This window comes from Streptomyces luteoverticillatus, from assembly GCF_003970715.1.
Taxonomy (GTDB): domain Bacteria; phylum Actinomycetota; class Actinomycetes; order Streptomycetales; family Streptomycetaceae; genus Streptomyces; species Streptomyces abikoensis.
Map to the genome: position 1 here is coordinate 1,360,458 of NZ_CP034587.1, position 26,974 is coordinate 1,387,431.

Sequence of the window (26,974 nt, forward strand, 5' to 3'; positions counted from 1 at the left end):
GTTGCGGTATCTCCTGGGCTGGTGGAACCAAGAAAGTGCGATGCGCCGGCTAGAGCGCGAGCAGCTCTTTGGTCGTAATGGTGAGTAGCTCGGGTCCGCCGTCCGCCTCGGGGCGGACGACGAGCGTGTCATCGATCCGGACGCCGCCCCGCCCCGGGAGGTGGACTCCCGGATCTACGGTGACCGGCACGCAAGCGTCCAGTTTACCCATTGCCGACGGTGCCAGCCGAGGGTCCTCGTCGTTTTCGAGCCCCACGCCGTGACCGATGCGGGGTCCGACCCGCTCGCCATGGCCCGCGGCCTCCAGGACGACCCGTGCCGCGCGGTCCACGTCACGGTACGCCGCACCCGGCGCGAGGGCCTCCCGGCCCGCCCGCTGGGCGGCGAAGACCTGCTCGTACAGCTCGATCTGCCACTCCGCCGGAGAGGCCCCGATGACGAACGTACGGGCGATCTCGCTCCGGTACCCACGATAGTCCGCCCCCAGGCAGACGCTGAGGAAATCGCCCTCCTCCACCCGGCGGTCGGTGGGCACATGCCCGGCCCGGCCCGAGTGGGGACCCGCGCCCACCGAGGTGGGAAAGGCCGCGCCGTCCGCGCCGTGGTCGATCAGCCGGCGCTCCAGCTCCAGCGCCAGATGGCGCTCGGTGCGGCCGACGAGTATCGACTCCAGCAGCTCCCCCAGCGCCTGATCGGCGATCTCGGCGGCGATCCGCAGGGTCGAGATCTCCTCGTCGTCCTTGACCACCCGCTGCTGCTCCACGGCCGTCCCCAGATCGCCCAGCCGCAGCCGGGGGGCGACCGAGCGCACCGCGCGGTGCCGGGCCACGGTCAGATGGTGCTCCTCGACGGCCAGCGACCGCACCCCGCGCTCCGCGGCCCGCTCGGCCGCCGCCACGGCCGGATCGCCCTCGGGCGTCGGCAGCACCACGACGGCCAGCCCGTCCCCGGGACGGCTGGCGCCCGTGGCGTCCACGAAGGGATCGCTCACGCACACCAGCGCGTCGTCGCCGTCGGAACCGGGACCGAGGAGCAGCACCGCCCCGGGCGGCGCGCCGCCCGCCAGATACCGCACATTGGCGTCGCCGCAGACCAGGGCGGCCTCACCACCGGCCGCCGCGCACCGCTCGCGCAGCCGGGCCCGGCGCGCCGCGTACACCTCGGACATGCCTCCGAGCGTACGTTCGGCGGCCGGTTCCGGCCTTTCCAGCGCCTCCGACCGGGGCAGCCCTCCGCCCTACCAGCCGGCCAGGGTGCGGGCGACGGCCTCGTCGATCAGCCGGGCCGTCGTGGCGACGTCCTGCTGCGAGTTGTCGATGATGGGCAGGCCCGAGCCGTACCAGCCGGCCATCCGGCCGTGGATCCGGGCGACCTCCTCGTCGCTGAGCCTGCGATTGCCGGTGCGTTCGGCGTTGCGTTCGAGAACGACGTCGAGGCCCGGCAGCAGCACCACGGGCAGCAGCCCCGGCCCCACGTGCCGCTTCCAGCCGCCGAGGCCGACGACGGGCCGGTCGGGGAAGACGGCGTCGTCGAGGATGCAGGAGATGCCGTTGGCGAGGAAGTTCCGCGCGGCGAACCCGCAGGTGCGGCGGGCGAGCCGGTACTGCGCCTCGGAGTGGTCGTTCCACCCGGACTGCGGGTCCGCGAACCCGGAGCGCACCCACTCGCGCACGTCGTCGAGGCTGATGTGGGCGGTGGGCACGCGGCGGGTGTCCGCCCAGTGGCGGGCGACGGTGGTCTTGCCGGCACCGGCCGGGCCGATGAGGAGCACCGCGACGGCGGCGGTGGTGGCGTCGGCCATCACCCCTTGCGGGGGGCCCACCGGCATCGGCGGGTGAGCGGGCGGCGGTCCCCCTGGGGGCAGCATCCGGTGGCACTCCGTCTCGTTCGGGCGCGGGGCGGTGGTTTCGGCCCCGGTCCCCGGGGCCGAAACCCGACGGGAGCGTACCCGACGGTAGGCACCCACCCCTCCACCGGGAGAAACGCCCGCCTCAGTCCCCGAGTTCCTCCGCCAGCGCCCGCAGGGCGAGCCGGTAGGAGCCGATCCCGAACCCCGCCACCGTCCCGCTCGCCACCGCAGCGATCACCGACGTGTGACGGAACTCCTCCCGCGCGTACGGGTTGGAGATGTGCACCTCGATGAGCGGCGCCGTCCGCTGGGCCGCGGCGTCGCGCATCGCGTACGAGTAGTGGGTGAACGCGCCGGGGTTGATGACGACGGGCACCCGGCCGTCGGCCGCCTCGTGCAGCCAGCGCACCAGCTCGCCCTCGTCATTGGTCTCCCGGACCTCGACGGCGAAGCCGAGCTCCGCGCCGAGCGCCGTGCAGGCCTCGACGAGGCCCTTGTAGGACGTCGAGCCGTAGACGTCGGGTTCGCGCGAGCCGAGCCGGCCCAGGTTGGGCCCGTTGAGGACGAGGACCTTGCGGGCGCTCACGCCGCTCACGCCGCGATCTCGGCGTGTGCGGCCAGCAGCATCGCGGGATCCGGGCCCTCCAGGACCGTCGGCTTGGCCAGGCCGTCGAGGACGATGAAGCGCAGCCGGTCGCCGCGCGTCTTCTTGTCGACCTTCATGGTCTCCAGCAGCTTGGGCCACTGGTCGCCGCGGTAGGTGACGGGCAGGCCGACGGCCGTGAGGATCGCGCGGTGGCGGTCGGCGGTGGCGTCGTCCAGGCGGCCGGCGATCCGGCCGAGCTCGGCGGCGAAGACCATGCCGACGGCGACGGCCGCGCCGTGCCGCCAGTTGTAGCGCTCGTTCTTCTCGATGGCGTGGGCGAGCGTGTGACCGTAGTTCAGGATCTCGCGCAGGCCCGACTCCTTGAGGTCGGTGGAGACCACCTCCGCCTTGACCCGGATGGCCCGCTCGATCAGCTCGGAGGTGTGCGGGCCCCCGGGCGTGCGGGCGCCCTCGGGGTCGGCCTCGATGAGGTCGAGGATCGCCGGGTCGGCGATGAAGCCGGCCTTGATGATCTCGGCGAGGCCGCTGACGTAGTCGTGGACCGGCAGCGACTCCAGCGCGGCCAGGTCGCACAGCACACCGGCCGGGGGGTGGAAGGCGCCGACGAGGTTCTTGCCCTCGGCGGTGTTGATGCCGGTCTTCCCGCCGACGGCCGCGTCGACCATGCCCAGGACCGTGGTGGGCACCGCGATCCAGCGCACGCCGCGCAGCCAGGTGGCGGCGACGAAGCCCGCCAGGTCGGTGGTGGCCCCGCCGCCCACGCCGACGATGACGTCGGTGCGGGTGAAGTTGGTCTGCCCGAGGGCCTTCCAGCAGTACGCCGCGACCTCGACGGTCTTGGACTCCTCGGCGTTGGGCAGCTGGATCGCTATGGCCTCGTAGCCCTGGGCCGCCAGGTCCTCGCGGATCGCCTCGCCGGTCGAGGCGAGCGCCTCGGGGTGGAGCACGGCGACCCGCTTGGCCCGGGTGCCGATGAGGCCGGGCAGCTCGCCCAGCAGCTGACGGCCGACCAGGACCTCGTACGGCGCGGTGCCCGCGCTGCCGGCGACCTGGATACGGGTGGGGGCGTCGGTCATGCGTTCCTCACTGCGTGGTGTCCGGTGTGGGGGCCAGGGGCGGCCGCAGTGCCTCGAGCACGGCGTCGGCGACCTCGGCCGGGGTGCGGCCGCCGGTGGCGACCACGGCGCGGGCGACCTCGGTGTAGAGCGGGCGGCGCGCGTCCATCAGCTCGCGCCACCGCTTGCGGGGGTTGACGGCGAGCAGCGGGCGCGGCGCGTCGAGGCCCACGCGGCGCACGGCGTCGGCGAGTTCGACGTCGAGGAAGACCACGGGCAGGCCCTTGAGGAGGGCCCGGGTGCCCGGGTCCATGACGGCGCCGCCGCCGAGGGCGAGCACCCCGGGGTGCTCGGCCACGGCGGTGCGGACGGCCTGCCGCTCCAGCTCGCGGAAGTGCGGCTCGCCCTCGTCGACGAAGATCTCCGGGATGGGCTTCCCGGCGGCCTTCTCGATGTCGGCGTCCGTGTCCCGGTAGCCGGTGCCCAGCCGCTCGGCGAGCAGGGCACCGATGGTGGACTTGCCCGCGCCGGGCGGGCCCACCAGGACGATGACGGGGGTGGTCACTTGATGGCCAGGTTCTCGAGGTAGCCCTGGACGTTGCGACGGGTCTCGGCGACGCTGTCGCCGCCGAACTTCTCCACCACCGCGTCGGCGAGGACGAGCGCGACCATCGCCTCGGCGACGATGCCGGCCGCCGGGACGGCGCATACGTCCGAGCGCTGGTGGTGGGCCTGGGCGGCCTCGCCGGTGGCCACGTCGATCGTGCGCAGGGCGCGCGGGACGGTGGCGATGGGCTTCATGGCGGCGCGGACGCGCAGCAGCTCGCCCGTGGTCAGGCCGCCCTCGGTGCCGCCGGAGCGGCCGGTGACGCGGCGGACGCCGTCCTCGGTGGCGACGATCTCGTCGTGCGCCTTGGAACCGGGCACGCGGGCCAGCTCGAAGCCGTCGCCGACCTCGACGCCCTTGATCGCCTGAATGCCCATCAGGGCGGCCGCGAGGCGGGCGTCCAGCCGGCGGTCCCAGTGGACGTGCGAGCCGAGGCCGACCGGGACGCCGTAGGCCAGGACCTCGACGACGCCGCCGAGGGTGTCGCCGTCCTTGTGGGCCTGGTCGATCTCGGCGACCATCGCCTTGCTGGCCTCCTCGTCGAGGCAGCGCACCGGGTCGGCGTCGAGCTTCTCGACGTCGCCGGGGGTGGGGTAGACGCCGTACGGGGCCTTGGCCGCGGCCAGCTCCACGACGTGGGAGACGATCTCGATGCCGGCCGCCTCCTTGAGGAAGGAGCGGGCGACGGCGCCGAGGGCCACGCGGGCGGCGGTCTCACGGGCGGAGGCCCGCTCCAGGACCGGCCGGGCCTCGTCGAAGCCGTACTTCTGCATCCCGGCGAGGTCCGCGTGGCCGGGGCGGGGGCGGGTGAGCGGGGCGTTGCGGGCCAGCTCCGCCAGCTCGGCGGGGTCCACGGGGTCGGCCGACATGACCTGCTCCCACTTGGGCCACTCGGTGTTGCCCACCATGACCGCGACCGGGGAGCCCATGGACAGTCCGTGCCGGACGCCACCGAGGAAGGTGATCTCGTCGCGCTCGAACTTCATCCGCGCGCCGCGTCCATAGCCGAGCCGCCGTCGCGCCAGGTGGTCCGCCACCATCTCCGTGGTGACCGGCACGCCGGCGGGAAGTCCCTCCAGCGTCGCCACGAGTGCGGGGCCGTGCGACTCCCCCGCGGTCAGCCAGCGCAACCTGCTCAACGGTGCTCCTCTGCTCGCGCGCTCGAATCTCATGCCGCGCGGCGGCGCGGCGGCGGCCCGGGGAGCGCGACCCTGGCCCGCCACCCCCGATCCTCCCATGCCGGGCGGACATTCCCGGCCGCCGGTCCAGGGTGTGGACCGGCGGAGTCACGTGGTGGACGGCCGGACCGCCGCGCGCAAAGGCGGTCCGTCAGTGCGTACGGGCGGCCAGGGCCGCCTCGCCGGCGGCGCGCATGGCCGCCAGGGGGGCCGGGGCGTGGCCCGTCATCAGCTCGACCTGGAGGACGGCCTGGTGGACCAGCAGGTCCAGGCCGCCGAGGACGGTGCCGCCCCGCCGGGCCCAGGCGGCGGCCAGCGGGGTCGGCCAGGGCTCGTAGAGGACGTCGAAGAGCGTGCCGGGGCGCTCGGGCACGGCCCCGGCGAGGGCGTCGGTGGCCCCGGCGGGGGTGGTGGCGACGACCAGCGGCGCGGCGAGGGCCTCGGTCGCGCGCGACCAGTCGGCGGTGCGCACGGTCACGCCCAGCCGCTCGCCCCACTCGCGCATCTCCGCGGCGCGCCCGGCGCTGCGGACGTAGGCGGTGACCTCGCCCGTGCAGATCCGGGCGAGGGCGGCGAGCGCCGAGGAGGCGGTGGCGCCCGCGCCGAGGATCGCGGCGGAGCCGACCGTCTCCACGCCCCGCTCGCGCAGGGCGGCGGCGATGCCGGGGATGTCGGTGTTGTCGCCGAGGCGGCGGCCGTCGTCGGTGAGGACGACGGTGTTGACCGCCTCCACGGACCGGGCGGTGGCGCTGACGTCGTCCAGCAGCGGGATCACCGCCCGCTTGAGGGGCATGGTGAGGGAGAGCCCGGCCCAGCCGGGGCCCAGCTCCGCGAGGAAGGCGGGCAGCGCGGCCTCGTCCACCTCGAAGCGGTCGTACGTCCACTCCCCAGGCCCAGTTCCGCGTAGGCGGCCCGGTGGAGGACGGGCGAGAGCGAGTGGGCGATCGGCGAGCCGAGCACGGCGGCCCGCCGGCGCCCGGTCGTGGCGGGACCGGTCACTGCGCGGCCGCCTTCTTCGCCTTGGTCTCCTGCTCGTACTTCTGGCGGTTCTTGTTGTGCTCCGCGTTCGTCACCGCGAACAGGGTCTGGTTCTCGTTGATGGAGACGAAGTAGTACCAGGGGCCGTCCGCCGGCTGGAGCGCGGACTTCAGGGCCTCCAGGCCGGGGTTGCTGATCGGCCCGGGCGGCAGGCCCTTGATGTTGTACGTGTTGTACGGGTCCTTGAACTTCCGCAGATCGCTGACCGCGCCGACATCGAGGGTGCTCTGGCTCTTGGCGTAGTTCACCGTGGAGTCGAAGTCGAGGAGGCCGTAGGTCTCCTTGTTGTCCGGCTTGAGCCGGTTGTAGACGACCCTGGAGATCTTGTCGAAGTCGTGCTTGTACTTGCCCTCGACCTGGACGAGGCTCGCGAGGGTGACGACCTGCATCGGGGACTTCAGGCCCAGCGAGGCGGCCTTGCCCACCACGTCCTGCGCGTCGTAGTTCTGCTTGGCGCGGGCGACCATCTGGCGCAGCAGGTCATCGGGCTTGGTGCCCTTGCCCGCGCTGTACTGCGACGGGAAGAGGAAGCCCTCCAGCGGGTCCTTGACGTCGGGGTCGCTGTTCGCCCACTCGGGCAGGCCCAGGTTCTTGGCCTGGCTCTTGGCGACGCCCTTGGTGGTGCCCGCCGCGAGCCCGAGCTTCTTGTCGATCGAGGAGTAGATCTCGGCGGCCCGCATGCCCTCGGCGAAGGTGAGGAAGTTCGCGGAGTTGGTCATCATCGCCACGGCCGAGGCGCCGGACATCTCCTTGTGGAGGGTGTACGTGCCGGGCTGGATGGACTTCTTCGCGGCGGCCGAGGTGAAGGCGCCGACGCTCTTGACGACCCCGGCCTTCTCCAGGACCTGGCCCATCTCGGTGAGGCTGGCGCCCTTGGGGATCTCGACCTGCACCTGGCCGGTGCCCTCGCCCTCGTAGTCGGGCGCGGTGCCGTAGTGGGTCTCCCAGTAGTCGTAGGCGAAGTAGCCGGCGCCGCCCAGGCCGCCGACGAGCACCACGGCGACCAGCAGGCAGGCGGTGCCGCTGCGGCGCTTGGGCTTCTTCTCCCGGCCCTTGCCCTTGCCGGCCCTGCCCTTGCCGCGCCGGTCGCGGCCCCGGGCGGGCTCGTCGCCGTCGTCGGAGTCGTCGTCGAGGAGGGCGGGGGCGGAGGCCCGGTCGTCCACGTCGTCGAAGAGGGAGATCTTCTCCTCGACGGGATCGGCGGTGGCGGTCCGCGCCTGGGGCACCTGGTGCTGCCCGGTGTGCTGCTCCCCGGGGGCCTGCGGCATCTGGTGCTGTCCCGTGTGCTGGTTCACGGGCATCTGGTGGGCGCCGGTGTGCTGGTCCATGGGCATCTGATGCGTGCCCGTGTGCTGGTCCATGGGCACCTGGTGCTGACCGGTGTGCTGGTCCATGGGCATCTGGTGCGCGCCCGTGTGCTGGTCGGGGTAGCCGTGGGCGCCCGTGTCGTACTCGTAGTAGCCCTGCTGGCCACCGTTCGGGTACGTGCCGGTCTGCTGTCCGCCGTGCTGCCCGGTGTACTGCTCACCGTGGCCGTTGGTGTCGTACGGGCCGGGGCCCCCCGCGTTCTGCGAGGGGTCCCAGCCGTAGTCCTGCTGACCGGCGTAGGGGGGCTGCGACTGCTGGGCCTGGTGGGGCTGCGGGTACTGCTGCCCGGCGTAACCCCGGTCCCCGTACAGGGGGTCCTCGGGATGCCACGGTTGGGAGCCGGAACCCCGGCCGTACTCAGTCATCTATCCCCTAGAGCCGCACAGCGGCAGCCAGTGCGCTCGGTGAAGCGCGGAAGTCCGACGTCTGGTCCTGCCCGGAAGACATTCGAACAGCTGCCATGTCGCGCGGAACGTTACCGTATTGCGATCAGATGACCACGTCGACGGCCTCGCCCGGCGGCCGCCCCGAGATCTTCTCGATCTCCAGGGCGTTCTGCAGGATGACCACCGCGGCCGCCTGGTCCACCACGGAGCGGCCCTTCTTGGCGTTGACGCCGGAGGCGCGCAGGCCCTGGGCGGCCGTGACGGTCGTCATCCGCTCGTCGACCAGCCGCACCGGCACCGGGGCGACCCGCCGGGCCATCTCCTTGGCGAAGGTGCGCACCTTGGCCGCGGCCGGGCCCTCGCCCCCTTGAGGGAGCGGGGCAGGCCGACGACGACCTCGATGGGCTCGTACTCCGCGACGATCGCCACCAGCCGCTTGTGCGCCTGGGGGATGTCCCGGCCGGGGACGGTCTCCACCGGGGTGGCGAGGATCCCGTCGGGGTCGCACGAGGCGACCCCGATCCGGGCGTCCCCGACGTCCACGGCGATGCGCCTGCCGCGTCGCACGTCAGGCCGCCTCGGCCACGAGGCGCTCGACGGCGGCCATGGCCTCGTCGAGGGCCTCGGGGTTCTGGCCGCCGCCCTGGGCGACGTCCGGCTTGCCGCCGCCACCGCCGCCGAGGGTCTTCGCGGCCGTACGGACCAGGTCGCCGGCCTTCAGGCCGCGCTCACGGGCCGCCTCGTTGGTGGCGATCACGGTCAGCGGACGGCCGTTGGCCACGGTGAACAGGGCCACCACGGCGGCCCGGCCGCCCTGGATGCGGCCGCGGACGTCGAGGACCAGCTTGCGCAGGTCGTCGGCGCCGGTGCCGTCCGGCACCCGGCCGACGGCCAGGGCGATGCCGTGGATGTCCTTGGCGCCCTCGGCCAGGCCGGCGGCGGCCTGGAGGACCTTCTCGGCGCGGAAGCGCTCGATCTCCTTCTCGGCGTCCTTGAGCTTGGCGAGCATGCCGGAGATCTTCTCCGGGAGCTCCTCCGGACGGCCCTTGACCAGCTCGGTGAGCTGGGCGACGACCGTGTGCTCCTTGGCCAGGAAGTTGTAGGCGTCGGCGCCCACGAGGGCCTCGACACGGCGCACGCCGGAGCCGATCGAGGACTCGCCGAGGAGCTTCACCAGACCCAGCTGGGCGGTGTTGGCGACGTGCGTACCGCCGCAGAGCTCCTTGGAGAAGTCGCCGATGGTCACGACGCGGACGCGCTCGCCGTACTTCTCGCCGAACTCGGCGATGGCACCGGCCTTCTTGGCCTCCTCCAGGCTCATGACCTCCGCGTGGACGTCGAGCTCGGTGGAGAGGACCTCGTTGATGCGCTGCTCGACGTCGGTGAGGACCGAGCCGGGCACGGCGGTCGGCGAGCCGAAGTCGAAGCGGAAGCGGCCCGGGGAGTTCTCCGAGCCGGCCTGGGCGGCCGTCGGGCCCAGGGCGTCGCGCAGCGCCTGGTGGGTGAGGTGGGTGGCGCTGTGGGCGCGGGCGATGGCGCGGCGGCGCTTGACGTCGATGACGGCGTAGGCGGAGGCGCCCACGGTGACCTCGCCGACCTGGACGACGCCCTTGTGGACGTGGACGCCGGGGACCGGCTTCTGGACGTCGCGGACCTCGATCACGGCACCGGAGTGGAGCTTGATCCGGCCCTGGTCGGCGAGCTGGCCGCCGCCCTCGGCGTAGAAGGGGGTGCGGTCGAGGACGACCTCGACCTCGTCGCCCTCGGTGGCGGCGGGCGAGGAGACGCCGTCGACGAGCAGGCCGACGATGGTCGACTCGCCCTCGGTGGTGGTGTAGCCGGTGAAGTCGGTCTCGCCGGAGGTGTCGGCGACCTCACGGTAGGCGGACAGGTCGGCGTGACCGGTCTTCTTGGCCTTGGCGTCGGCCTTGGCGCGCTCCCGCTGCTCCTTCATCAGGCGGCGGAAGCCGTCCTCGTCCACGGAGAGGCCCTGTTCGGCGGCCATCTCCAGGGTGAGGTCGATGGGGAAGCCCCAGGTGTCGTGGAGCAGGAACGCCTTGTCGCCGGAGAGGACCGTGCCACCGGCGGCCTTGGTCTCGGTCACGGCGCTGTCGAGGATGTTGGTGCCGCCCTTGAGGGCCTTGAGGAAGGCGGCCTCCTCGGCGAGCGCGACGGTCTCGATGCGCGTGCGGTCGGCGAGCAGCTCGGGGTACTGCTGGCCCATCGTGCGGATGACGACGTCGAGGAGGTCGGCGACGACCGGGCCGGTGGCGCCCATCAGGCGCATGTTGCGGATGGCGCGGCGCATGATGCGGCGCAGGACGTAGCCGCGGCCCTCGTTGCCGGGGGTGACGCCGTCGCCGATGAGCATGGTGGACGTGCGCATGTGGTCGGCGACCACGCGCAGGGAGACGTCCGTGTCCTTCGCGGCGCCGTAGCGGACGCCGGTGAGCTCGGTGGCCTTGTCGATCACGACACGCAGGGTGTCGGTCTCGTACATGTTCTGCACGCCCTGGAGGATCATCGCCAGGCGCTCGAGGCCGAGGCCGGTGTCGATGTTCTTGCTGGGCAGCTCGCCGAGGATCGGGAAGTCCTCCTTGCCCTCGCCGGCACCGCGCTCGTACTGCATGAAGACCAGGTTCCAGATCTCCACGTAGCGCTCGTCGTTGACGGCCGGGCCGCCCTCGACGCCGAACTCGGGGCCCCGGTCGTAGTTGATCTCGGAGCACGGGCCGCAGGGGCCCGGGACGCCCATGGACCAGTAGTTCTCCTTCTTGCCCAGGCGCTGGATGCGCTGGGCCGGCACGCCGACGACGTCGCGCCAGATGCGCTCGGCCTCGTCGTCGTCGAGGTAGACGGTGATCCAGAGCTTCTCGGGCTCCAGGCCGTAGCCGCCGTCCGCCACGGGAGTCGTCAGCAACTCCCAGGCGTACTTGATGGCGCCTTCCTTGAAGTAGTCGCCGAAGGAGAAGTTGCCGCACATCTGGAAGAACGTGCCGTGGCGGGTGGTCTTGCCGACCTCTTCGATGTCCGGGGTGCGGACGCACTTCTGCACGCTCGTGGCGCGCGGGAAGGGCGGCTTGACCTCACCGAGGAAGTAGGGCTTGAAGGGGACCATGCCCGCGGGGACCAGCAGCAGCGTCGGGTCGTCCGCGATGAGCGACGCCGAGGGGACGACGGTGTGCCCGCGCTCCTCGAAGAAGCGCAGCCAGCGACGGCGGATTTCAGCCGACTCCATCAGTGGTCCTCTTTCCGGGTGAACGAGTTGTAGGGGTGGTGCTGCTCGAGAGCGACGAGGCGGCGCTGCTCGGGAAGGGCGCGGCGGTCGGGCTCCGGCGGGACGGCGTCGAGGCCCAGGGCGTCCTTGAGGGCCGCCTCCCGGTGGGCCATGCCGTCGCGCACGTCGAGGGCGAAGAGCTTGACCTTGCGGCCGGCGATCACGGCCCGGTCGGCCGCCTGGAGCGCCAGGCTCTCCGGGGTGAGCTTGGCGAGCTTGCGGTTGACCTTGGTGGTGGCCCAGACACCGGCTGCTACACCGGTGGTGAACCAGAACGTGCGGCGGAACATTTCCGGGTCTCAGCCCTTCCCACGGGGACGGCGGCCGCCGAACCGGGCGGACGGCAGTTTCTTGTCGACGGCCCGGCCGACGAAGACGGTGCTCCTCGGCTCGGGCTCCGCCTTGCGGCCCATCGCGCGGCGCACGCCGTAGCCGAACGCGGCGACCTTGACCAGGGGGCCGCCGAAGGCGGAGGAGACGGTCGAGGAGAGCGCCGAGGCGTTCGCCGTGACCTCCTGGACGTCCGCGGTGATCGAGTCGACGCGGGCGAGCTGGGTGTTGGCGGAGCGGACGGTCGCGGAGGCGTCGGCCAGCAGCGGGACGGCCTGCTCGGAGATGTCGGCGACCAGTCTGGTGGCCGCTCTCAGCGTCTGCGCGAGCCGCACCAGCACCAGGGCGATGAACGACACGAGGATCGCCCAGAAGACGGCCACGAGGATCCCGGCCACCTCTCCACCGGACACGCTGCACCGCTCCCTAGCTGTTGTCTTTCAACGCTTGTCGGATACCGACCTTATCGCGCCGGACCTCGGCGGCCGTACCGCATTACCGGTCCGTACGGCACGGATGTACGAGGGACGCGCGGGGCCTCCCGGCCCCGGAAACGCGCCAGCCCGCCGGCCCGCGGCCACGAGGGCCGGCGGAACGACGGGCTGGGCGAAAGGAGTGGTGCTACGTCCGACTTAGCGGGCGTAGTACTCGACGACGAGCTGCTCGTCGCAGATCACCGGGATCTCCTTGCGGTTCGGGTCGCGGTCCAGGCGGAACGCCAGCGCCTGCAGGTTGACCTGCAGGTAGCGCGGGGTCTCGCCCTCACCGGCGTAGCCACCGGCCATGGCGACCTGGAACGGGTGCTTGGCACGGCTGCGCTCGCGAACGGTCACGACGTCGTTCGGACGGACGCGGAAGGACGGCTTGTCGACCTTCTTGCCGTTGACCTCGATGTGGCCGTGAACGACCATCTGGCGCGACTGGTACACGGTGCGGGCGATGCCCGAACGCAGGACCAGGGCGTCGAGGCGACGCTCGAGCTCGACGACCAGCGCCTCGCCCGTCTTGCCCTCGGCCTTCTTGGCGCGGTCGTAGGCACGCGCCATCTGGCGCTCGCTGATGTCGTACTGGGCGCGCAGACGCTGCTTCTCGAGCAGACGGACCTTGTAGTCCGAGTTCTGCTTGCGGCCACGGCCGTGCTCGCCCGGCGGGTAGGGGCGGGCCTCGAAGTACTTGACGGCCTTCGGCGTCAGCGCGATGCCGAGCGCACGGGACTTCTTGACCTTGGGACGCGACTGGTTAGGCACGTTCTCCAGACCTCCGTTGATAAGTTAGGTTAGGCTTACCTTACTCAAGGAGATCGCATGTCTCGTCCGGGGAACACCAGTCACATCACGGACAGCACGAAGGGATCCCAAAAGGGATCCGACGCTCACGAGGGCGTCGACGTGACGGAGGTCCGATCAGATCGTGGTCAGCCGCGTCCTGGCGGACTTGAGATCGCACGGATGCCGTCAGCAGCCGAGCGCACACGAACTCTCGTACAGAGTACATGCTCCGCGATGCTGCTCATTCCCGGGGCCGCCGGCTCCTGCCCGGACCAGCTCCTGCCGGACGTGCGGACCGTGGGCCCGGACGGCGAGGTCTTCCTCGTCCTGCCCGCCGACTCCCCGGCCGTACGGGCCGCCACCCACGCCCAGGACGACGAGCTGGCCGTCGTCCTGGAGCTCACGGACGTGGCCCCCGTCTCCGTCCCCAACCGGATCCGCGGCCGCGCCTGGCTGTCCGGCTGGCTGACCTGCGTCCCCGGGGTGGCCGAGCCGGGGCGGATGCTGCTGCGGCTGGAGCTGGGCGAGGCGAGCGTGGACGACCTGTGGGGCGCGGAGACCGTCGAGCCCGACGCCTTCGCCCGCGCCTGCCCCGACCCGCTGGTCGAGCACGAGGCGGAGCTGCTCCAGCACCTCCACTCCGGCCACGGCGACCAGGTGCGCAGCCTGTGCGCGCTGCTCGGCGACCGCGAGAGCGACGCGTGGGCCGCGTACGCGTCGGCGGTGCCGGTGGCTCTGGACCGCTACGGCCTCCGCGTCCGCTTCACCCGCCGCCACGGCCCCGGCACCCCGGCCGACCGCTCCTTCGACGCCCGCTTCGAATTCCCGGAACCGGTCGACGACGTCGTCGCCTTGCGACGGGCGATGCACCAGCTCTTCGAGGCAGCGGGTTGCTGACCGGCCCCGCCGGTTTGTGGGCAGGCGTTCCGCAGGGCTGGGGGCACCTCCCAGCGGTAGCTGGGGGAGGGTGGGCACAACCGGCCCACCGGGCCGCACCCGAACCGCTACGCCTGCCCCCGCAAACGCGCGCGGACACGCTCCGCGACGTCCGCGTACCGGGCTTCGGCTCCATGCCGAGTCGGCTCGTAGTAAACCTTCCCGTGCACGGAATCCGGCGCATACTGCTGCGCAGCAATACCGCCCGGCAGGTCATGCGGGTACTGATACCCCTCCCCATGCCCCAGCTTCTCCGCCCCCTTGTAATGACTGTCCCGTAGGTGCGCCGGCACCGGCCCCGCCAGCCCCGCCCGTACGTCCGCCAGCGCGGCGTCGATCGCCAGATACGCCGCGTTGGACTTCGGGGCCAGTGCCAGCGCCACCGCCACATGCCCCAGCGTGATCCTCGCCTCGGGGAAACCGATCATGGCGACGGCCTGCGCTCCGGCCACCGCCGTCTGGAGGGCCGTGGGGTCGGCCAGGCCGATGTCCTCGCTCGCCGAGATCATCAGCCGGCGCGCGATGAAGCGCGGGTCCTCCCCCGCCTCGATCATCCGCGCCAGATAGTGCAGCGTCGCGTCCACGTCCGAGCCGCGGATGGACTTGATCAGGGCGCTGGCCACGTCGTAGTGCTGATCGCCGTCGCGGTCGTACTTCACGGCCGCCCGGTCGACCGCGCCCTCCAGCGTCTCCAGGGTGATCTCGTCCTCGCCCTTGGCGATGGCCGAGCCCGCGCCCGCCTCCAGCGCCGTGAGCGCGCGGCGGGCGTCGCCGCCCGCGATGCGCAGCAGGTGGGCCTCGGCGTTCTCCGCGAGGGCGACCGCCCCGCCCAGCCCGCGCTCGTCGGTGAGGGCACGGCGGATCAGGCCGCGCAGATCGTCGTCCGTCAGCGCCTGGAGGGTCAGCAGCAGAGAACGCGAGAGCAGCGGGGAGATGATCGAGAAGTACGGGTTCTCCGTCGTGGCGGCGATGAGGGTGACCCAGCGGTTCTCCACGGCGGGCAGCAGGGAGTCCTGCTGGGCCTTGCTGAAGCGGTGGATCTCGTCCAGGAAGAGGACGGTCTCCTTGCCGTAGCCCCCGGAGGCGCGGCGGGCGCCGTCGATGACGGCCCGTACCTCCTTGACCCCGGCGGTGATCGCTGAGAGCTCCACGAAGCGCTTGTTGGTGGCCTGGCTGACGACATAGGCGAGCGTGGTCTTGCCGATGCCGGGCGGGCCCCAGAGGATCACCGAGGAGGGCCCGGCGGGGCCGCCGCTCCCCTCCCCCACCAGCCGGCGCAGCGGGGAGCCGGGCTTGAGCAGGTGTCCTTGCCCCACCACCTCGTCGAGCGTGCGGGGGCGCATCCGGACGGCCAGCGGGCTGCCCGCCGGATCCTTCTCCTGGCGGTCCTCGGCGGCGGCGGTGAACAGGTCGGGCTCCACACTCGAAACCCTATGCCACCCCACTGACAACGCCGCCGGACCCCAAGGGTCCGGCGGCGTCGGTCAAGCCAGGTGTGCGGGCGGTGGCGTCAGGCCGTGCCGCCCGTCCAGAACCACCACCACTTGGTGAGGATGAGCATCCCGATGACGCCGATGTGCAGCACCGGCAGCACCCAGTGGAACTCCAGCAGCCCCCGCTTGAGCCCGTCCGGCGCGGGGATGAAGCCGTGCCGGACGTTCTGCACGGTGACGTACCAGAACATCAGGATCGTGGCGACCCAGGCCAGGCAGCACCACAGGCACAGCGAGCCGATGACGTACAGCGACTGGTACTGGAGCCAGGTGACGAAGCCGACGCCGAAGAGGCAGCCGGCCTCCATGCCCAGCCAGTACCAGCGCGGGAAGCGGGCGCCGGAGAGCAGCGCCAGCCCGATCGCGATGATCGCGCCGTAGCAGACCAGGCCCAGCATCGGGTTGGGGAACCCGAAGGCCTCGGCCTGCTTGCTGCTCATGATGTTGCCGCAGGAGACGATGGGGTTGAGGCTGCAACCGGGCTTGTAGTTCGGGTCCTTGAGGAGCTCGAACTTGTCCAGCGTGATGACCCAGGAGGCCAGCAGTCCCATCGCGCCGGTGATCACCAGCAGCAGCGCGAACGCACGGCTCGCGCCCACGGCGCCACGGCCGGGGCCGTCCCGCTCCGTGCCGTCGAGATCCGAACGGTCGAGTGCCGAAGTCGTCATAGCGCTGTCGATCCCATCAGTAGGCCGTTGCCGCCTCATTCTGCACCAGTAGCCTGTGAATCAGCCCTGGGCCGAAAGGACCTCACCCACAACGGTGTCGAGGGCCACGGCCTTCTGCTCACCGCTCTCCAGGTCCTTCAGCTGCACCACGCCCTCGGCGAGGTCCCGCTCGCCGGCGACGAGCGCGAAGCGCGCCCCGGAGCGGTTGGCCGACTTCATGGCGTTCTTCAGGCCCTTGCCGCCGAAGGCGAAGTCGGTGGCGACACCGGCCCGGCGCAGCTCGGTCACCACGCCGAAGAGCACCCGGCGGGCCTCCTCGCCCAGCGGCACCGCGAAGACCTGAGTGGCGGCGGGCAGTTCGAGCTCGATCCCCTCGGCCTTGAGGGCCAGCACCGTACGGTCGACGCCGAGCGCCCAGCCGACGGACGGCAGGGCGGGGCCGCCGATCATCTCGGACAGACCGTCGTAGCGGCCGCCGCCGCCGACGGCGGACTGCGAGCCGAGACCGTCGTGGACGAACTCGAAGGTGGTGCGGGTGTAGTAGTCCAGGCCCCGGACCAGCTTCTCGTCGTCCTCGAAGGCGACGCCGGCGGCGGTCAGCAGCGCGCGGACCTCCTCGTGGTACTCCTTGCACGCCTCGCACAGGTGGTCGCGGAGCATGGGGGCGCCGACGAGCTGCTTCTGGACGGCCTCGCGCTTGTCGTCGAGGACGCGCAGCGGGTTGATCTCGATGCGGCGGCGGGTGTCCTCGTCCAGCTCCAGGCCGCGCAGGAAGTCCTGCAGGGCGGCGCGGTAGGCGGGGCGGCACTCCTTGTCGCCGAGGGAGTTGAGGAGCAGGCGGAAGTTCGCCAGGCCCAGCGACTTGTACGCGTCGACGGCCAGGATGATCAGCTCGGCGTCCAGCGCCGGGTCCTCGGCGCCGATGGCCTCCGCGCCGACCTGCGAGAAGTGGCGGTAGCGGCCGGCCTGCGGGCGCTCGTAACGGTAGTACGAGCCCGAGTACCAGAGCTTGACGGGCAGGTTGCCGGCCTTGTGGAGGTTGCCCTCCAGGGCGGCGCGCAGCACGGAGGCGGTGCCCTCGGGGCGCAGGGCGAGGCGCTCGCTCTTCTCGCTGCGCTGGGTGAGGGTGTACATCTCCTTGGTCACGATGTCGGTGGACTCGCCGACGCCGCGGGAGAACAGCTCGACCTGCTCGAAGCCGGGGGTCTCCACATAGCCGTAGCCGGACCGCTTGAGCGGCGCGGAGATCGCCTCGCGCACGGCGAGGTAGGTGGCCGAGTCGGGCGGAAGGAGGTCGTAGGTGCCCCGGGGGGCCTTGAAAGTGCTCACGGAAACTCTCGTCACATTCCTCGTCGCGGAGCCGAGGGGGCTCCAAGGCCGGCGGCCACTTCCCGCAGGTACGGGTTGGTGGCGCGCTCCTGGCCGATGGTCGTCTGGGGGCCGTGGCCGGACAGCACCACGGTCGAGTCGTCCAGGGGCAGGCACACACGGGCCAGCGACTGGAGCATCTCGGCGTGGTCACCGCCGGGCAGGTCGGTGCGTCCGACGGAGCCGGCGAACAGCAGGTCGCCCGAGAAGAACACCGAGGGAATCTCAGTGGTCTCGGGCATCCTGAAGGTCACCGACCCCTTGGTATGGCCGGGCGCGTGCGCGACGGAGAACTCCAGCCCCGCGAGTTCCAGCCGGCTGCCGTCGGAGAGCTCCTTGACGTCGTCCGGCTCCCCCACCGTGAGCTCGCCCATGAGGTGCTGCCCGATGGAGCGGCCGAGGGCCTTCTCCGGGTCGCTCATCATGTAGCGGTCGGCGGGGTGGATCCAGGCGGGGACGTCATGGGCGCCGCACACCGGGACGACCGAGGCGACGTGGTCGAGGTGGCCGTGGGTGAGGACGACGGCGACGGGCTTGAGCCGATGCTTCTTGAGCGCTTCCTCGACGCCCTGGGCCGCCTGGTGGCCCGGGTCGATGATCACGCACTCCTCGCCGGCGGCGGGGGCGACCAGATAGCAGTTGGTCCCCCAGGCCCCGGCGGGGAACCCGGCAATGAGCACGTTCGTCCTTAATGATCGGCGAGTTCTTGCAGGCGGCCCTGCAGGTGGTCTTGCGGGTGGTCTTTCCGGCGGACGCCCCCGGGCGGGGACACCCGACCGCCTCAGAGCCTACCGGCGGCACTCCCACCACGGCGAACCCGTATACGGTACGGGCGACACTCGCGATCCGTGGGTCATGACATGCACAGCGACGGCACGAGGAGAGGACCCGGTGGTCAGTAACGAGCAGCGGCGGCGCCAGCTCGCCCGGGAGAAGTTCGAACGGCAGCAGCAGCGCCGCGAGGCGGCCCGCCGCAAGGCCCGCCGCCGGAACGCGGTGATCGCCGCCGGAGTGGCCGTGGTGCTGGCCGCGGGCGCGACCGCGTACGCCACCGGTGCCCTGGTCGACGACGGCGGGAAGAAGGACGTCGCCGCCGACGCCGCCCCCTCGCCCAAGAAGGACCCCTGCGCGAAGCCCGCGCCGGGCACGCCGTCCGCGAAGACGTGGAAGTCCGAGCCGGAGATGACGGTCGACAAGTCGGCGTCGTACGCGATGAACCTCACGACCACGTGCGGCGCCATCGACCTCAAGCTCGACGCCGCGAACGCCCCGCACACGGTCAACTCCTTCGACTTCCTGGCGAAGGAAGGCTTCTTCGACCACTCCAAGTGCCATCGGCTGACCACCGCGGGGATCTACGTCCTCCAGTGCGGCGATCCCAAGGGCACCGGCCAGGGCGGCCCCGGGTACACGATCGAGGACGAGAACCTCAAGGACCCGAAGCTCAAGGGGAACGTCTATCCCGCGGGCACGGTGGCGATGGCCAACACCGGCCAGCCGCACACCGGCGGCAGCCAGTTCTTCCTCGTCTACCAGGACAGCCAGCTGCCGCCGCAGTACACGCCGTTCGGCACCATCGGCGCCGAGGGCCTGAAGACGCTGAAGAAGATCGCCGACGCGGGCGAGAGCTCCGGGGCCGGCGACGGCGCGCCGAACGCCACCGTCGTCATCGACAAGGCGGCGGTGACCAGAAGCTGACGCCCGTACGGCGAAATTTCGGTCGCGCGGGATACGGACAGCCGGGCCGCCGTTCGCCTATGTTGGCGTTGTGTAGGGTGCCTGCTCCGACGGTTCCGCGCACCCGGATGATCAAGCCGTCGGACCCGGTCAGGGCGCGGCCCTGCCCGGCAACAACTGTGGACGATGCGCGCGGGCCGCGACGACGGCCCCGCCATCATGTGGAGGAGGCGCTGTGAGCAGCGACCCGTGGGGCCGCGTCGATGAGACGGGCACCGTGTACGTGCGTACTGCCGACGGCGAGCAGGTCGTCGGCTCGTGGCAGGCGGGGTCCCCTGAGGAGGCCCTGGCTTACTTCGAGCGCAAGTACGAGGGCCTGGTCGTCGAGATCGGCCTCCTCGAGCGACGGGTGAGGACCACCGATCTCTCGGCCAAGGACGCGACGGCCGCGATCGATCACATCCGCACCCAGGTCGACGAGCATCACGTGGTGGGCGACCTGGACGCGCTGCGGGAGCGGCTGGACAAGCTCGTCGCCACCGTCGACACGCGCCGCGAGGAGCGCAAGGCGGCCAAGGCCAAGCAGTCCGAGGAGGCCCGTACGGCCAAGGAGGCGCTGGTCGCCGAGGCCGAGGAGCTGGCGGCGAGCGAGCAGTGGCGCTCGGCCGGCGAGCGGCTGCGCGCCCTGGTGGACACCTGGAAGGGTCTGCCCCGGCTGGACCGCAAGACCGACGACGAGCTGTGGCACCGCTTCTCGCACGCCCGGTCGGCGTTCTCCAAGCGGCGCAAGGCGCACTTCGCCTCGCTGGACGCGCAGCGCGAGGAGGCCCGCAAGGTCAAGGAGAAGCTGGTCGCCGAGGCCGAGTCGCTCTCGGGCTCGACGGACTGGGGCCCGACGGCCGCGCGTTACCGCGACCTGATGGCCGACTGGAAGGCCGCCGGGCGCGCCCAGCGCGAGGCGGAGGACGAGCTGTGGGCCCGTTTCCGGGGCGCCCAGGACGTCTTCTTCCAGGCCCGCGGCCAGGTCTTCGCCGAGCGCGACGCCGAGCAGTCCGGCAACCTCACGCTGAAGGAGGAGCTGGTCGTCGAGGCCGAGAAGCTGCTCCCGGTGACCGATCTGAAGGCGGCCCGGGCCGCGTTCCGTTCGATCAACGAGCGCTGGGAGGCCATCGGCCACGTGCCGCGTGACGCCCGCCCGAAGATCGAGGGCCGGATGCACGCGGTCGAGCGGGCCATCCAGGAGGCCGAGGAGGCCGAGTGGCGGCGTACGAACCCGGAGGCGCGGGCGCGTGCGGCCGGGCTGACGGGGCAGCTCCAGGCCGCCGTCGACAAGCTCCAGGAGCAGGTCGACAAGGCGCGCGCCGCGGGCAACGACGCCAAGGCGAACAAGCTCTCGCAGGAGCTCGAGGGCCGCAAGGCGCTGCTCGACCAGGCCCTGAAGGGCCTTGAGGAGTTCGGCGGCTGATCGGGCCGCCACGAAGTAAGGGGCTCCGGCTATTGCCGGAGCCCCTTACTCATGTGCTCACGAGCCGGCTGCTCACGGCCTGCGGGCCGACGTCACGCGGTAGACGTCGTAGACGCCCTCCACGCCGCGCACCGCCTTCAGGACGTGCCCCAGGTGCTTGGGGTCGCCCATCTCGAAGGTGAAACGCGAGGTGGCCACCCGGTCGCGGGAGGTCTGCACGGCGGCCGACAGGATGTTGACGTGCTGGTCGGACAGCACGCGGGTGACGTCCGAGAGCAGCCGGGAGCGGTCCAGCGCCTCCACCTGGATGGCGACGAGGAAGACCGACGACTGCGTCGGCGCCCACTCCACGTCGAGGATCCGCTCGGGCTGCTGCGAGAGCGAGTCGACGTTGACGCAGTCCGCGCGGTGCACGGAGATGCCGTTGCCGCGGGTGACGAAGCCGATGATCGGGTCGCCGGGGACGGGCGTACAACAGCGGGCCAGCTTCACCCACACGTCGTCGACGCCCTTGACGACCACGCCCGGGTCGGCGCTCGAGCGGCGCTTGGAGCGGCCGCGGATGGGCGGTGCCGCCTCCTCGATGTCCTCCGTGGCCGCGTCCTCGCCGCCGAGGGCCTGGACCAGCTTCTGCACCACGCCCTGCGCCGCGACATGGCCCTCGCCGATGGCCGCGTAGAGGGAGGAGATGTCGGGGTAGCGCATCTCGTGGGCGAGGGTGACCAGCGAGTCGCCGGTGAGGATCCGCTGGATCGGCAGGTTCTGCTTGCGCATGGCGCGCGCGATGGCGTCCTTGCCCTGCTCGATGGCCTCGTCGCGGCGCTCCTTGGAGAACCAGGCGCGGATCTTGTTGCGGGCGCGCGGTGACTTCACGAAGCCCAGCCAGTCGCGGGAGGGGCCGGCGCCGGTCGCCTTGGAGGTGAAGACCTCCACCAGGTCGCCGTTGTCGAGGGTGGACTCCAGCGGGACGAGCCGGCCGTTGACCCGGGCGCCTATCGTGCGGTGGCCGACCTCGGTGTGGACGGCGTAGGCGAAGTCGACGGGCGTGGCGCCCGCCGGGAGCGCTATGACGTCGCCCTTGGGCGTGAAGACGAAGACCTCGTTGCGCGAGAGGTCGAAGCGCAGGGACTCCAGGAACTCGCCCGGGTCCTCGGTCTCCTTCTGCCAGTCGAGGAGCTGCCGCAGCCAGGCCATGTCATTGACGGTGTCCTGGTTCTTGCCGGCGTTCTTGGGCACATCCGTACGGATCTTGGAGGCGCCGGCGACGGCCTCCTGCTTGTACTTCCAGTGCGCGGCGATGCCGTACTCGGCGCGGCGGTGCATGTCGAACGTGCGGATCTGGAGTTCGACGGGCTTGCCGCTGGGCCCTATGACCGTCGTGTGCAGCGACTGGTACATGTTGAACTTGGGCATCGCGATGTAGTCCTTGAACCGTCCCGGCACCGGGTTCCACCGGGCGTGGACGGTGCCGAGCGCCGCGTAGCAGTCGCGGACGGTGTCGACGAGGACGCGGATGCCCACCAGGTCGTAGATCTCGGCGAAGTCCCGGCCCCGCACGATCATCTTCTGGTAGACGCTGTAGTAGTGCTTCGGGCGGCCGGTGACGGTCGCCTTGATGCGGGCGGCGCGCAGGTCGGCCTGGACCTCGTCGGTGACGACGGCCAGGTACTCGTCGCGCTTGGGGGCCCGCTCGGCGACGAGACGGACGATCTCGTCGTACATCTTGGGGTAGAGGATCGCGAAGGCGAGGTCCTCCAGCTCCCACTTGATGGTGTTCATGCCCAGCCGGTGGGCCAGCGGGGCGTAGATCTCCAGGGTCTCGCGGGCCTTCTTCTCCTGCTTCTCCCGCTTGAGGTAGCGCATGGTGCGCATGTTGTGGAGGCGGTCGGCGAGCTTGATGACCAGGACGCGCGGGTCCTTGGCCATGGCGACGACCATCTTGCGCACGGTCTCGGCCTGCGCGGCCTCGCCGAACTGCACCCGGTCGAGCTTGGTGACGCCGTCGACGAGCAGGGCGACCTGGTCGCCGAAGTCGCGGCGGAGGTCCTCCAGGCCGTACTCGGTGTCCTCGACGGTGTCGTGCAGCAGGCCGGCCATCAGGGTGGCCGGATCCATGCCCAGCTCGGCGAGGATCGTGGTGACGGCGAGGGGGTGGGTGATGTACGGGTCGCCGCTCTTGCGCTTCTGGCCCCGGTGCCAGCGCTCGGCGACCTGGTAGGCCCGCTCGATCTGGCGCAGCGTGGCGGCGTCGGCCTTCGGATCGTTTCCGCGCACGATGCGCAGCAGCGGCTCGAGCACCGGGTTGTACGGGCTGGAGCGCTGGACGCCGAGGCGGGCGAGGCGGGCGCGGACGCGGCTGGAGGAGCCGGGCCGGGGCGCGGGGCCCTGCGGGGGCGTGGGGCGGGCCGGGACGGGGGCGCCCGTCTGCTGGGGACGGGCCGTGGTGGGCTGCCGGTCGGCCTTGTGCTGCGGGGCGCCGGCGGTGGCCTGCGGCCGGTTCCGCTCCCCGTCCGTGGCCGGGCCCGGGCCGTCACCGGCACGCGGGCGGCCGGAGGGCGTGCCCGTGACCGCCGCGGCCTCGGGAGACGGCTTCTTGTCCTGTTGAGCGGCGGTGAGCGGCTGGACCTCGTCTGGCAAGAGCACTCCTCATGCGTACCGGCCCCCCGTTCAGGTCCGGACTCCCATGGTATCGATCCCGGCCACCGGACCGCCGCGCACGGGGCGCCAACAGGAACAACAGCGGCGGGCACCGGGGACTTCCCCGGTGCCCGCCGCGTGTGTGGGCCCACCCCTCGAAGGGGCGGCTCAGACGGTGATCAGCGCCTCCAGGGGCGCGCCGTCGAGGGCGGGCTCCAGCCGGGCGCGGCCCGGCAGGAAGCCCAGCTCCATCAGCACCGCGACACCGGCGACCTCGGCGCCGGCGCGGCGGATCAGCTTCAGGGAGGCCTCGGCCGTGCCGCCGGTGGCCAGCACGTCGTCGATGACGAGGACGCGGTCGCCCTCGACGAGCGCGTCGGCGTGCATCTCGATCTCGGCGGTGCCGTACTCCAGCTCGTAGGACTGGGCCAGCGTGGCGCCGGGGAGCTTGCCCGCCTTGCGGACGGGCACGAAGCCCAGCCCGGCGCGGACGGCGACCGGGGCGGCCAGGATGAAGCCCCGGGCCTCCAGGCCGACGACCTTGGTGGCGCCGTGGCGCTCGCAGAGCCCGGCGAGGGCGTCGGTGAGCGCGGCGAACGCCTTGGCGTCGGCCAGCAGCGGGGTGATGTCCTTGAACATCACGCCCGGCTTCGGGTAGTCCGGCACGTCGTGGATGCGGCTGAGCAGCAGCTCGCGCAGCTCCTGCGGGGCGCTCATCGGCGCTTCCCGGAGGGACGGCCGCCGCGACCGCGGCTCTGGCGGCGCTGGGAGACGACGCCGGCGGCGGCGTCCTCCGGCTCCTCGTCGTCCGCGTCGCCCATGTCGGACGGCTCGCGGTCCTGGGCGGCCCCGCCCGCCTCGCCCTTGGCGGCGTCGGCGGCACGGCGGGCGCGCACCCGCTTGGTGAGGGCCTTCATCTGCGGGTCGCGCTCCTTGAGGTCGGCGACCAGCGGGGTGGCGATGAAGATCGAGGAGTAGGCGCCGGCCGCGAGGCCGACGAACAGGGCGAGCGAGATGTCGTTGAGCATGCCCGCGCCGAGGAAGCCGCCGCCGATGAACAGCAGGCCGGCGACCGGCAGCAGCGCGACGACCGTGGTGTTGATGGAGCGCACCAGGGTGCCGTTGAGGCTGCGGTTGGCGATCTCGCTGTAGGTGAAGCGGGTCTGCTTGGTGAGGTCCTTCGCGCTCTCCTTCAGACCGTCGAAGACGACGACGGTGTCGTAGAGGGAGTAGCCGAGGATCGTCAGCAGACCGATCACGGTGCCCGGGGTGACCTCGAAGCCGACGAGCGCGTAGACGCCGACGGTGATGGTGAGGTCGTGGATCAGGGCGATCAGCGCGGCCAGCGCCATCCGCCATTCGAAGGCGATGGCCAGGTAGACGACCACGAGGATCATGAAGACGCCGAGGCCCGTCCAGGCCTTGCCGGCGATCTCATCACCCCAGCTGGGGCCGACGATGTCGGTGTTGACCTTGTTCAGGTCGACGTCCAGCTTCTTGGCCAGCGCTTCCTGGGTCTTGCGGGACTGCTCGGGGGTGAGGTCGCTGACCTGGACGCGCAGCGTCTTGTCACCGAGCTTCTGGACGATCGCGGGGTGACCCGAGACGTCCTGGGCCGTCTTGCGGGCGGCCTCGGCCGAGACCGAGGTCTTGGGGGTGGTGAAGACCGCGCCGCCGGAGAACTCGATGCCGAAGTTCAGACCACGCACCGCCAGGCCGACGATGGCCGTGATGGTGATCAGGATCGAGATGCCGTACCAGATCTTCCGCTTGGCCACGAAGTCATAGCCGACCTCGCCGCGGTAGAGCCGGGCGCCGAGATTACCGAGTCGCGACATCTCACGCCTCCTTCGGGTCGACGGTGGCGGAGGGACGGCGGCGGGAGGCCCGCAGCGGCGGCTTGGCGCCGAGCCGCTGGGGGTCCAGACCGGACCACGGGTGGCCGCTGGCGAAGAACTTGCGGCGGGCGAGGATCGTCATCAGGGGCTTGGTGAAGAGGAAGACCACGACGACGTCGAGGAGCGTGGTCAGGCCGAGGGTGAACGCGAAGCCCTGCACCTTGCCGACGGTGACGATGAAGAGCACCGCGGCGGCGAGGAAGGAGACGAAGTCCGAGACGAGGATCGTGCGGCGGGCGCGCGGCCAGCCGCGCTCCACGGCGGGACGCAGGGTGCGGCCCTCGCGGATCTCGTCGCGGATGCGCTCGAAGTAGACGATGAACGAGTCGGCGGTGATGCCGATGGCGACGATGGCGCCGCAGACGGCCGGCAGGTTCAGCGCGAAGCCGATGGCCGGGCCGAGCAGGACCATGATCGTGTAGGTGAGCACGGCGGAGCACGCGAGGCTCGCGAGGGCGACGAGCGCCAGACCGCGGTAGTAGATCACCAGGTAGAGCACGACGAGGGCGAGGCCGATGGCACCGGCGATCAGGCCGGCCCGCAGCTGCTCACCGCCGAGCGCGGCGGTCACCGTCTGCTCGGTGACGACGTCGAAGGACAGCGGCAGGGCGCCGTAGGACAGCACGTTGGCGAGGTCCTGAGCGCTCTGCTGGGTGAAGCCGCCGGAGATCTCCGCCTGGCCGCCGACGATGGACGTGCTCACGGACGGGTCGGAGACGACCTCGCCGTCGAGGACGATCGCGAACTGGTTCTGCGGCGACGGCTTGCCGGCCAGCTGGCCGGTGACGTCGGCGAACTTCTTGGCGCCGGAGGAGTTGAACTTCAGCTGGACGAGCCAGCCCTTGCCGCCCTGGGAGTCGAAGACGGCGTTGGCGTCCTTGATGGACGCGCCCTCCACGGCCACCGGGCCGAGGATCTCCTTGACGGAGCCGTCCTTGCGGCACGCGACGATGGGGTCGGTGGGCTTGGCGGCGGAGGCGGCCTCGTTGGCCTTGGAGCGGCTCTCCTTGGTGGAGCAGTCCAGGGCGTCGAGCTGCTTCTGGAGGGCGGCCACGTCACCGGCGCCCGGGGTGGGCGGCGGGGTGGGCGCCTTCTTGTCGTCCTTCTTCGCGTCGTCCTTCTTGGCGTCGTCCTTCTTGCCGTCGGACACGGACGCGGTGGCCTGCGGGGTCGGCGTGCCGTCGGCCTTGAGGGCGTCGGTCACGGGACGGCCCTGGGGGCCGGTGGAGGCGGAGGACGAGCCGGAGGGCTTGTTCTTGCCATCGGCGGACTTGTCGCCGGACTGGCTCCCCTTGCCCTTGTCGGCCGAGGAGGCGGGCGTCGGCTCGGGCGCCTTGACACCGGCGGTCGCGGTGAGGACGGGCCGGAAACCGAGCTGAGCGGTGGTGCCTACCTGCTGGCGAGCCTGCTTCGCGTTCGTCCCCCGGGGGATGTTCACGATGATGTGCTTGCTGCCCTGCGTCTGGACCTCGGCCTCGGTCACACCAAGACCGTTGACACGCCGCTCGATGATGCCGACGGCGGTGTCCATATTGGTCTTGTTGATCGCGTTGGGCTTGCCCGGCTGGTTCTTGGCCTCCAGCGTGAAGCTGGTGCCGCCCGCGAGATCGATGCCCAACCGCGGTGTGGTGTGCCCGGAGGCGAACATCCCCCCGGTGAGCGCCACCATGGCGATCAGGATCAGGGCCAGGACTCGTCCCGGCCTGCCCTGGCCGCCCGGGGACCTGCGGCCCTTCTTCGGTGCTGCCACCTTGTCGTTTCTCCCTGTCCAACCGCCGGGCGTCGGGTGTTCGCCGGGCGGCCACGAAATGATGTGGGGACCTGCCCCCGCCGGAGCCTAGACCGTAACGGAACCGCGGCGCACCGCTC

The 26,974-nt window shown here is 71.7% G+C and carries 22 protein-coding genes and 2 pseudogenes; 3 read left to right on the plus strand and 21 right to left on the minus strand.

All coding sequences use genetic code 11. The annotated features are described in order from the left end of the window. Positions 1-49 precede the first annotated feature (49 nt). The 13 genes and pseudogenes from EKH77_RS05515 to rpsD form a co-directional block, all read right to left on the minus strand. On the minus strand, positions 50-1,168 hold the full coding sequence (locus EKH77_RS05515; protein WP_126913317.1) for a M24 family metallopeptidase: 1,119 nt from the start codon (positions 1,166-1,168) through the stop codon (positions 50-52). A 69-nt stretch (positions 1,169-1,237) separates the two neighbouring features. Continuing rightward, positions 1,238-1,966, minus strand: coding sequence for an AAA family ATPase (locus EKH77_RS05520; RefSeq protein WP_417922983.1), 729 nt, complete (start codon positions 1,964-1,966; stop codon positions 1,238-1,240). A gap of 25 nt (positions 1,967-1,991) precedes the next feature. Continuing rightward, entirely contained in the window at positions 1,992-2,435 is a 444-nt protein-coding gene (gene aroQ, locus EKH77_RS05525; RefSeq protein ID WP_126917889.1) for a type II 3-dehydroquinate dehydratase, read from the minus strand. Between the two features lie 5 nt (positions 2,436-2,440). Beyond that, on the minus strand, positions 2,441-3,532 hold the full coding sequence (gene aroB / locus EKH77_RS05530; protein ID WP_126913318.1) for a 3-dehydroquinate synthase: 1,092 nt from the start codon (positions 3,530-3,532) through the stop codon (positions 2,441-2,443). A gap of 7 nt (positions 3,533-3,539) precedes the next feature. Beyond that, positions 3,540-4,076 carry a shikimate kinase gene (locus EKH77_RS05535; protein WP_126913319.1) on the minus strand — a complete coding sequence of 179 codons (537 nt, stop codon included), beginning with the start codon at positions 4,074-4,076 and terminating at the stop codon, positions 3,540-3,542. Continuing rightward, entirely contained in the window at positions 4,073-5,257 is a 1,185-nt protein-coding gene (aroC, locus tag EKH77_RS05540) for a chorismate synthase (RefSeq protein ID WP_126913320.1), read from the minus strand. Before aroC ends, EKH77_RS05535 begins: the two co-directional genes overlap by 4 nt. A 190-nt stretch (positions 5,258-5,447) precedes the next feature. After that, positions 5,448-6,295: pseudogene (locus tag EKH77_RS05545) on the minus strand (shikimate dehydrogenase). Next, the gene (gene mltG, locus EKH77_RS05550; protein ID WP_126913321.1) at positions 6,292-8,067 is read right to left on the minus strand and encodes an endolytic transglycosylase MltG; all 1,776 of its coding nucleotides are present in this window, start codon (positions 8,065-8,067) and stop codon (positions 6,292-6,294) included. The pseudogene EKH77_RS05545 and the gene mltG overlap by 4 nt, the downstream one beginning before the upstream one ends. A 124-nt stretch (positions 8,068-8,191) precedes the next feature. Further along, positions 8,192-8,655: pseudogene (gene ruvX / locus EKH77_RS05555) on the minus strand (Holliday junction resolvase RuvX). Between the two features lies 1 nt (position 8,656). Further along, a complete protein-coding gene (alaS, locus tag EKH77_RS05560; RefSeq protein ID WP_126913322.1) occupies positions 8,657-11,326 on the minus strand; it encodes an alanine--tRNA ligase in 2,670 nt (889 codons plus the stop codon). Then, a complete protein-coding gene (locus tag EKH77_RS05565) occupies positions 11,326-11,655 on the minus strand; it encodes a hypothetical protein (protein ID WP_126913323.1) in 330 nt (109 codons plus the stop codon). The genes alaS and EKH77_RS05565 overlap by 1 nt, the downstream gene beginning before the upstream one ends. Before the next feature lie 9 nt (positions 11,656-11,664). Beyond that, positions 11,665-12,108: a DUF948 domain-containing protein gene (locus EKH77_RS05570; protein WP_126913324.1), complete on the minus strand. Its 444-nt coding sequence runs from the start codon at positions 12,106-12,108 to the stop codon at positions 11,665-11,667. A gap of 219 nt (positions 12,109-12,327) precedes the next feature. Then, the gene (gene rpsD / locus EKH77_RS05575; protein WP_126913325.1) at positions 12,328-12,942 is read right to left on the minus strand and encodes a 30S ribosomal protein S4; all 615 of its coding nucleotides are present in this window, start codon (positions 12,940-12,942) and stop codon (positions 12,328-12,330) included. Between the two features lie 201 nt (positions 12,943-13,143). Here rpsD and EKH77_RS05580 point away from each other — a divergent pair, with 201 nt between their 5' ends. Further along, positions 13,144-13,860, plus strand: coding sequence for a DUF2470 domain-containing protein (locus EKH77_RS05580; protein WP_126913326.1), 717 nt, complete (start codon positions 13,144-13,146; stop codon positions 13,858-13,860). Positions 13,861-13,967: 107 nt separating this feature from the next. On the opposite strand, the gene EKH77_RS05585 is transcribed toward EKH77_RS05580, so the two are convergent. From EKH77_RS05585 to EKH77_RS05600, 4 genes are all read right to left on the minus strand, one after another. Further along, positions 13,968-15,320 (minus strand): replication-associated recombination protein A, encoded by a 1,353-nt coding sequence (locus EKH77_RS05585; RefSeq protein WP_126913327.1) that lies wholly within the window; start codon positions 15,318-15,320, stop codon positions 13,968-13,970. An 89-nt stretch (positions 15,321-15,409) separates the two neighbouring features. Further along, positions 15,410-16,060 carry a vitamin K epoxide reductase family protein gene (locus tag EKH77_RS05590; protein ID WP_126913328.1) on the minus strand — a complete coding sequence of 217 codons (651 nt, stop codon included), beginning with the start codon at positions 16,058-16,060 and terminating at the stop codon, positions 15,410-15,412. Between the two features lie 60 nt (positions 16,061-16,120). After that, complete coding sequence (hisS, locus tag EKH77_RS05595; protein ID WP_126913329.1) at positions 16,121-17,389, minus strand: histidine--tRNA ligase; 1,269 nt, start codon at positions 17,387-17,389, stop codon at positions 16,121-16,123. A gap of 11 nt (positions 17,390-17,400) precedes the next feature. After that, the gene (locus EKH77_RS05600) at positions 17,401-18,108 is read right to left on the minus strand and encodes an MBL fold metallo-hydrolase (RefSeq protein WP_126913330.1); all 708 of its coding nucleotides are present in this window, start codon (positions 18,106-18,108) and stop codon (positions 17,401-17,403) included. Positions 18,109-18,319: 211 nt separating this feature from the next. Here EKH77_RS05600 and EKH77_RS05605 point away from each other — a divergent pair, with 211 nt between their 5' ends. After that, positions 18,320-19,126, plus strand: coding sequence for a peptidylprolyl isomerase (locus EKH77_RS05605; protein WP_126913331.1), 807 nt, complete (start codon positions 18,320-18,322; stop codon positions 19,124-19,126). 214 nt (positions 19,127-19,340) lie between these two features. Further along, entirely contained in the window at positions 19,341-20,570 is a 1,230-nt protein-coding gene (locus tag EKH77_RS05610) for a DUF349 domain-containing protein (RefSeq protein ID WP_126913332.1), read from the plus strand. Between the two features lie 72 nt (positions 20,571-20,642). Here EKH77_RS05610 and EKH77_RS05615 read toward each other — a convergent pair whose 3' ends face one another. The 4 genes from EKH77_RS05615 to secD form a co-directional block, all read right to left on the minus strand. Beyond that, positions 20,643-23,207, minus strand: a complete 2,565-nt coding sequence (locus EKH77_RS05615; RefSeq protein WP_126913333.1) for a RelA/SpoT family protein — start codon at positions 23,205-23,207, stop codon at positions 20,643-20,645. A 168-nt stretch (positions 23,208-23,375) separates the two neighbouring features. Further along, positions 23,376-23,924 (minus strand): adenine phosphoribosyltransferase, encoded by a 549-nt coding sequence (locus EKH77_RS05620; RefSeq protein ID WP_126913334.1) that lies wholly within the window; start codon positions 23,922-23,924, stop codon positions 23,376-23,378. Continuing rightward, complete coding sequence (secF, locus tag EKH77_RS05625) at positions 23,921-25,045, minus strand: protein translocase subunit SecF (protein ID WP_126913335.1); 1,125 nt, start codon at positions 25,043-25,045, stop codon at positions 23,921-23,923. Before secF ends, EKH77_RS05620 begins: the two co-directional genes overlap by 4 nt. 1 nt (position 25,046) lies before the next feature. Further along, positions 25,047-26,855 carry a protein translocase subunit SecD gene (gene secD, locus EKH77_RS05630; protein WP_126913336.1) on the minus strand — a complete coding sequence of 603 codons (1,809 nt, stop codon included), beginning with the start codon at positions 26,853-26,855 and terminating at the stop codon, positions 25,047-25,049. Positions 26,856-26,974 lie beyond the last annotated feature (119 nt).

Coding starts and splice junctions, on each gene's coding strand:
- aroB (WP_126913318.1), bottom strand. CDS start 3,532: ATGACCGACGCCCCCACCCGTATCCAGGTCGCCGGCAGCGCGGGCACC.
- EKH77_RS05515 (WP_126913317.1), bottom strand. CDS start 1,168: ATGTCCGAGGTGTACGCGGCGCGCCGGGCCCGGCTGCGCGAGCGGTGC.
- mltG (WP_126913321.1), bottom strand. CDS start 8,067: ATGACTGAGTACGGCCGGGGTTCCGGCTCCCAACCGTGGCATCCCGAG.
- EKH77_RS05565 (WP_126913323.1), bottom strand. CDS start 11,655: ATGTTCCGCCGCACGTTCTGGTTCACCACCGGTGTAGCAGCCGGTGTC.
- secF (WP_126913335.1), bottom strand. CDS start 25,045: ATGTCGCGACTCGGTAATCTCGGCGCCCGGCTCTACCGCGGCGAGGTC.
- EKH77_RS05590 (WP_126913328.1), bottom strand. CDS start 16,060: ATGACGACTTCGGCACTCGACCGTTCGGATCTCGACGGCACGGAGCGG.
- EKH77_RS05580 (WP_126913326.1), top strand. CDS start 13,144: ATGCCGTCAGCAGCCGAGCGCACACGAACTCTCGTACAGAGTACATGC.
- alaS (WP_126913322.1), bottom strand. CDS start 11,326: ATGGAGTCGGCTGAAATCCGCCGTCGCTGGCTGCGCTTCTTCGAGGAG.
- EKH77_RS05620 (WP_126913334.1), bottom strand. CDS start 23,924: ATGAGCGCCCCGCAGGAGCTGCGCGAGCTGCTGCTCAGCCGCATCCAC.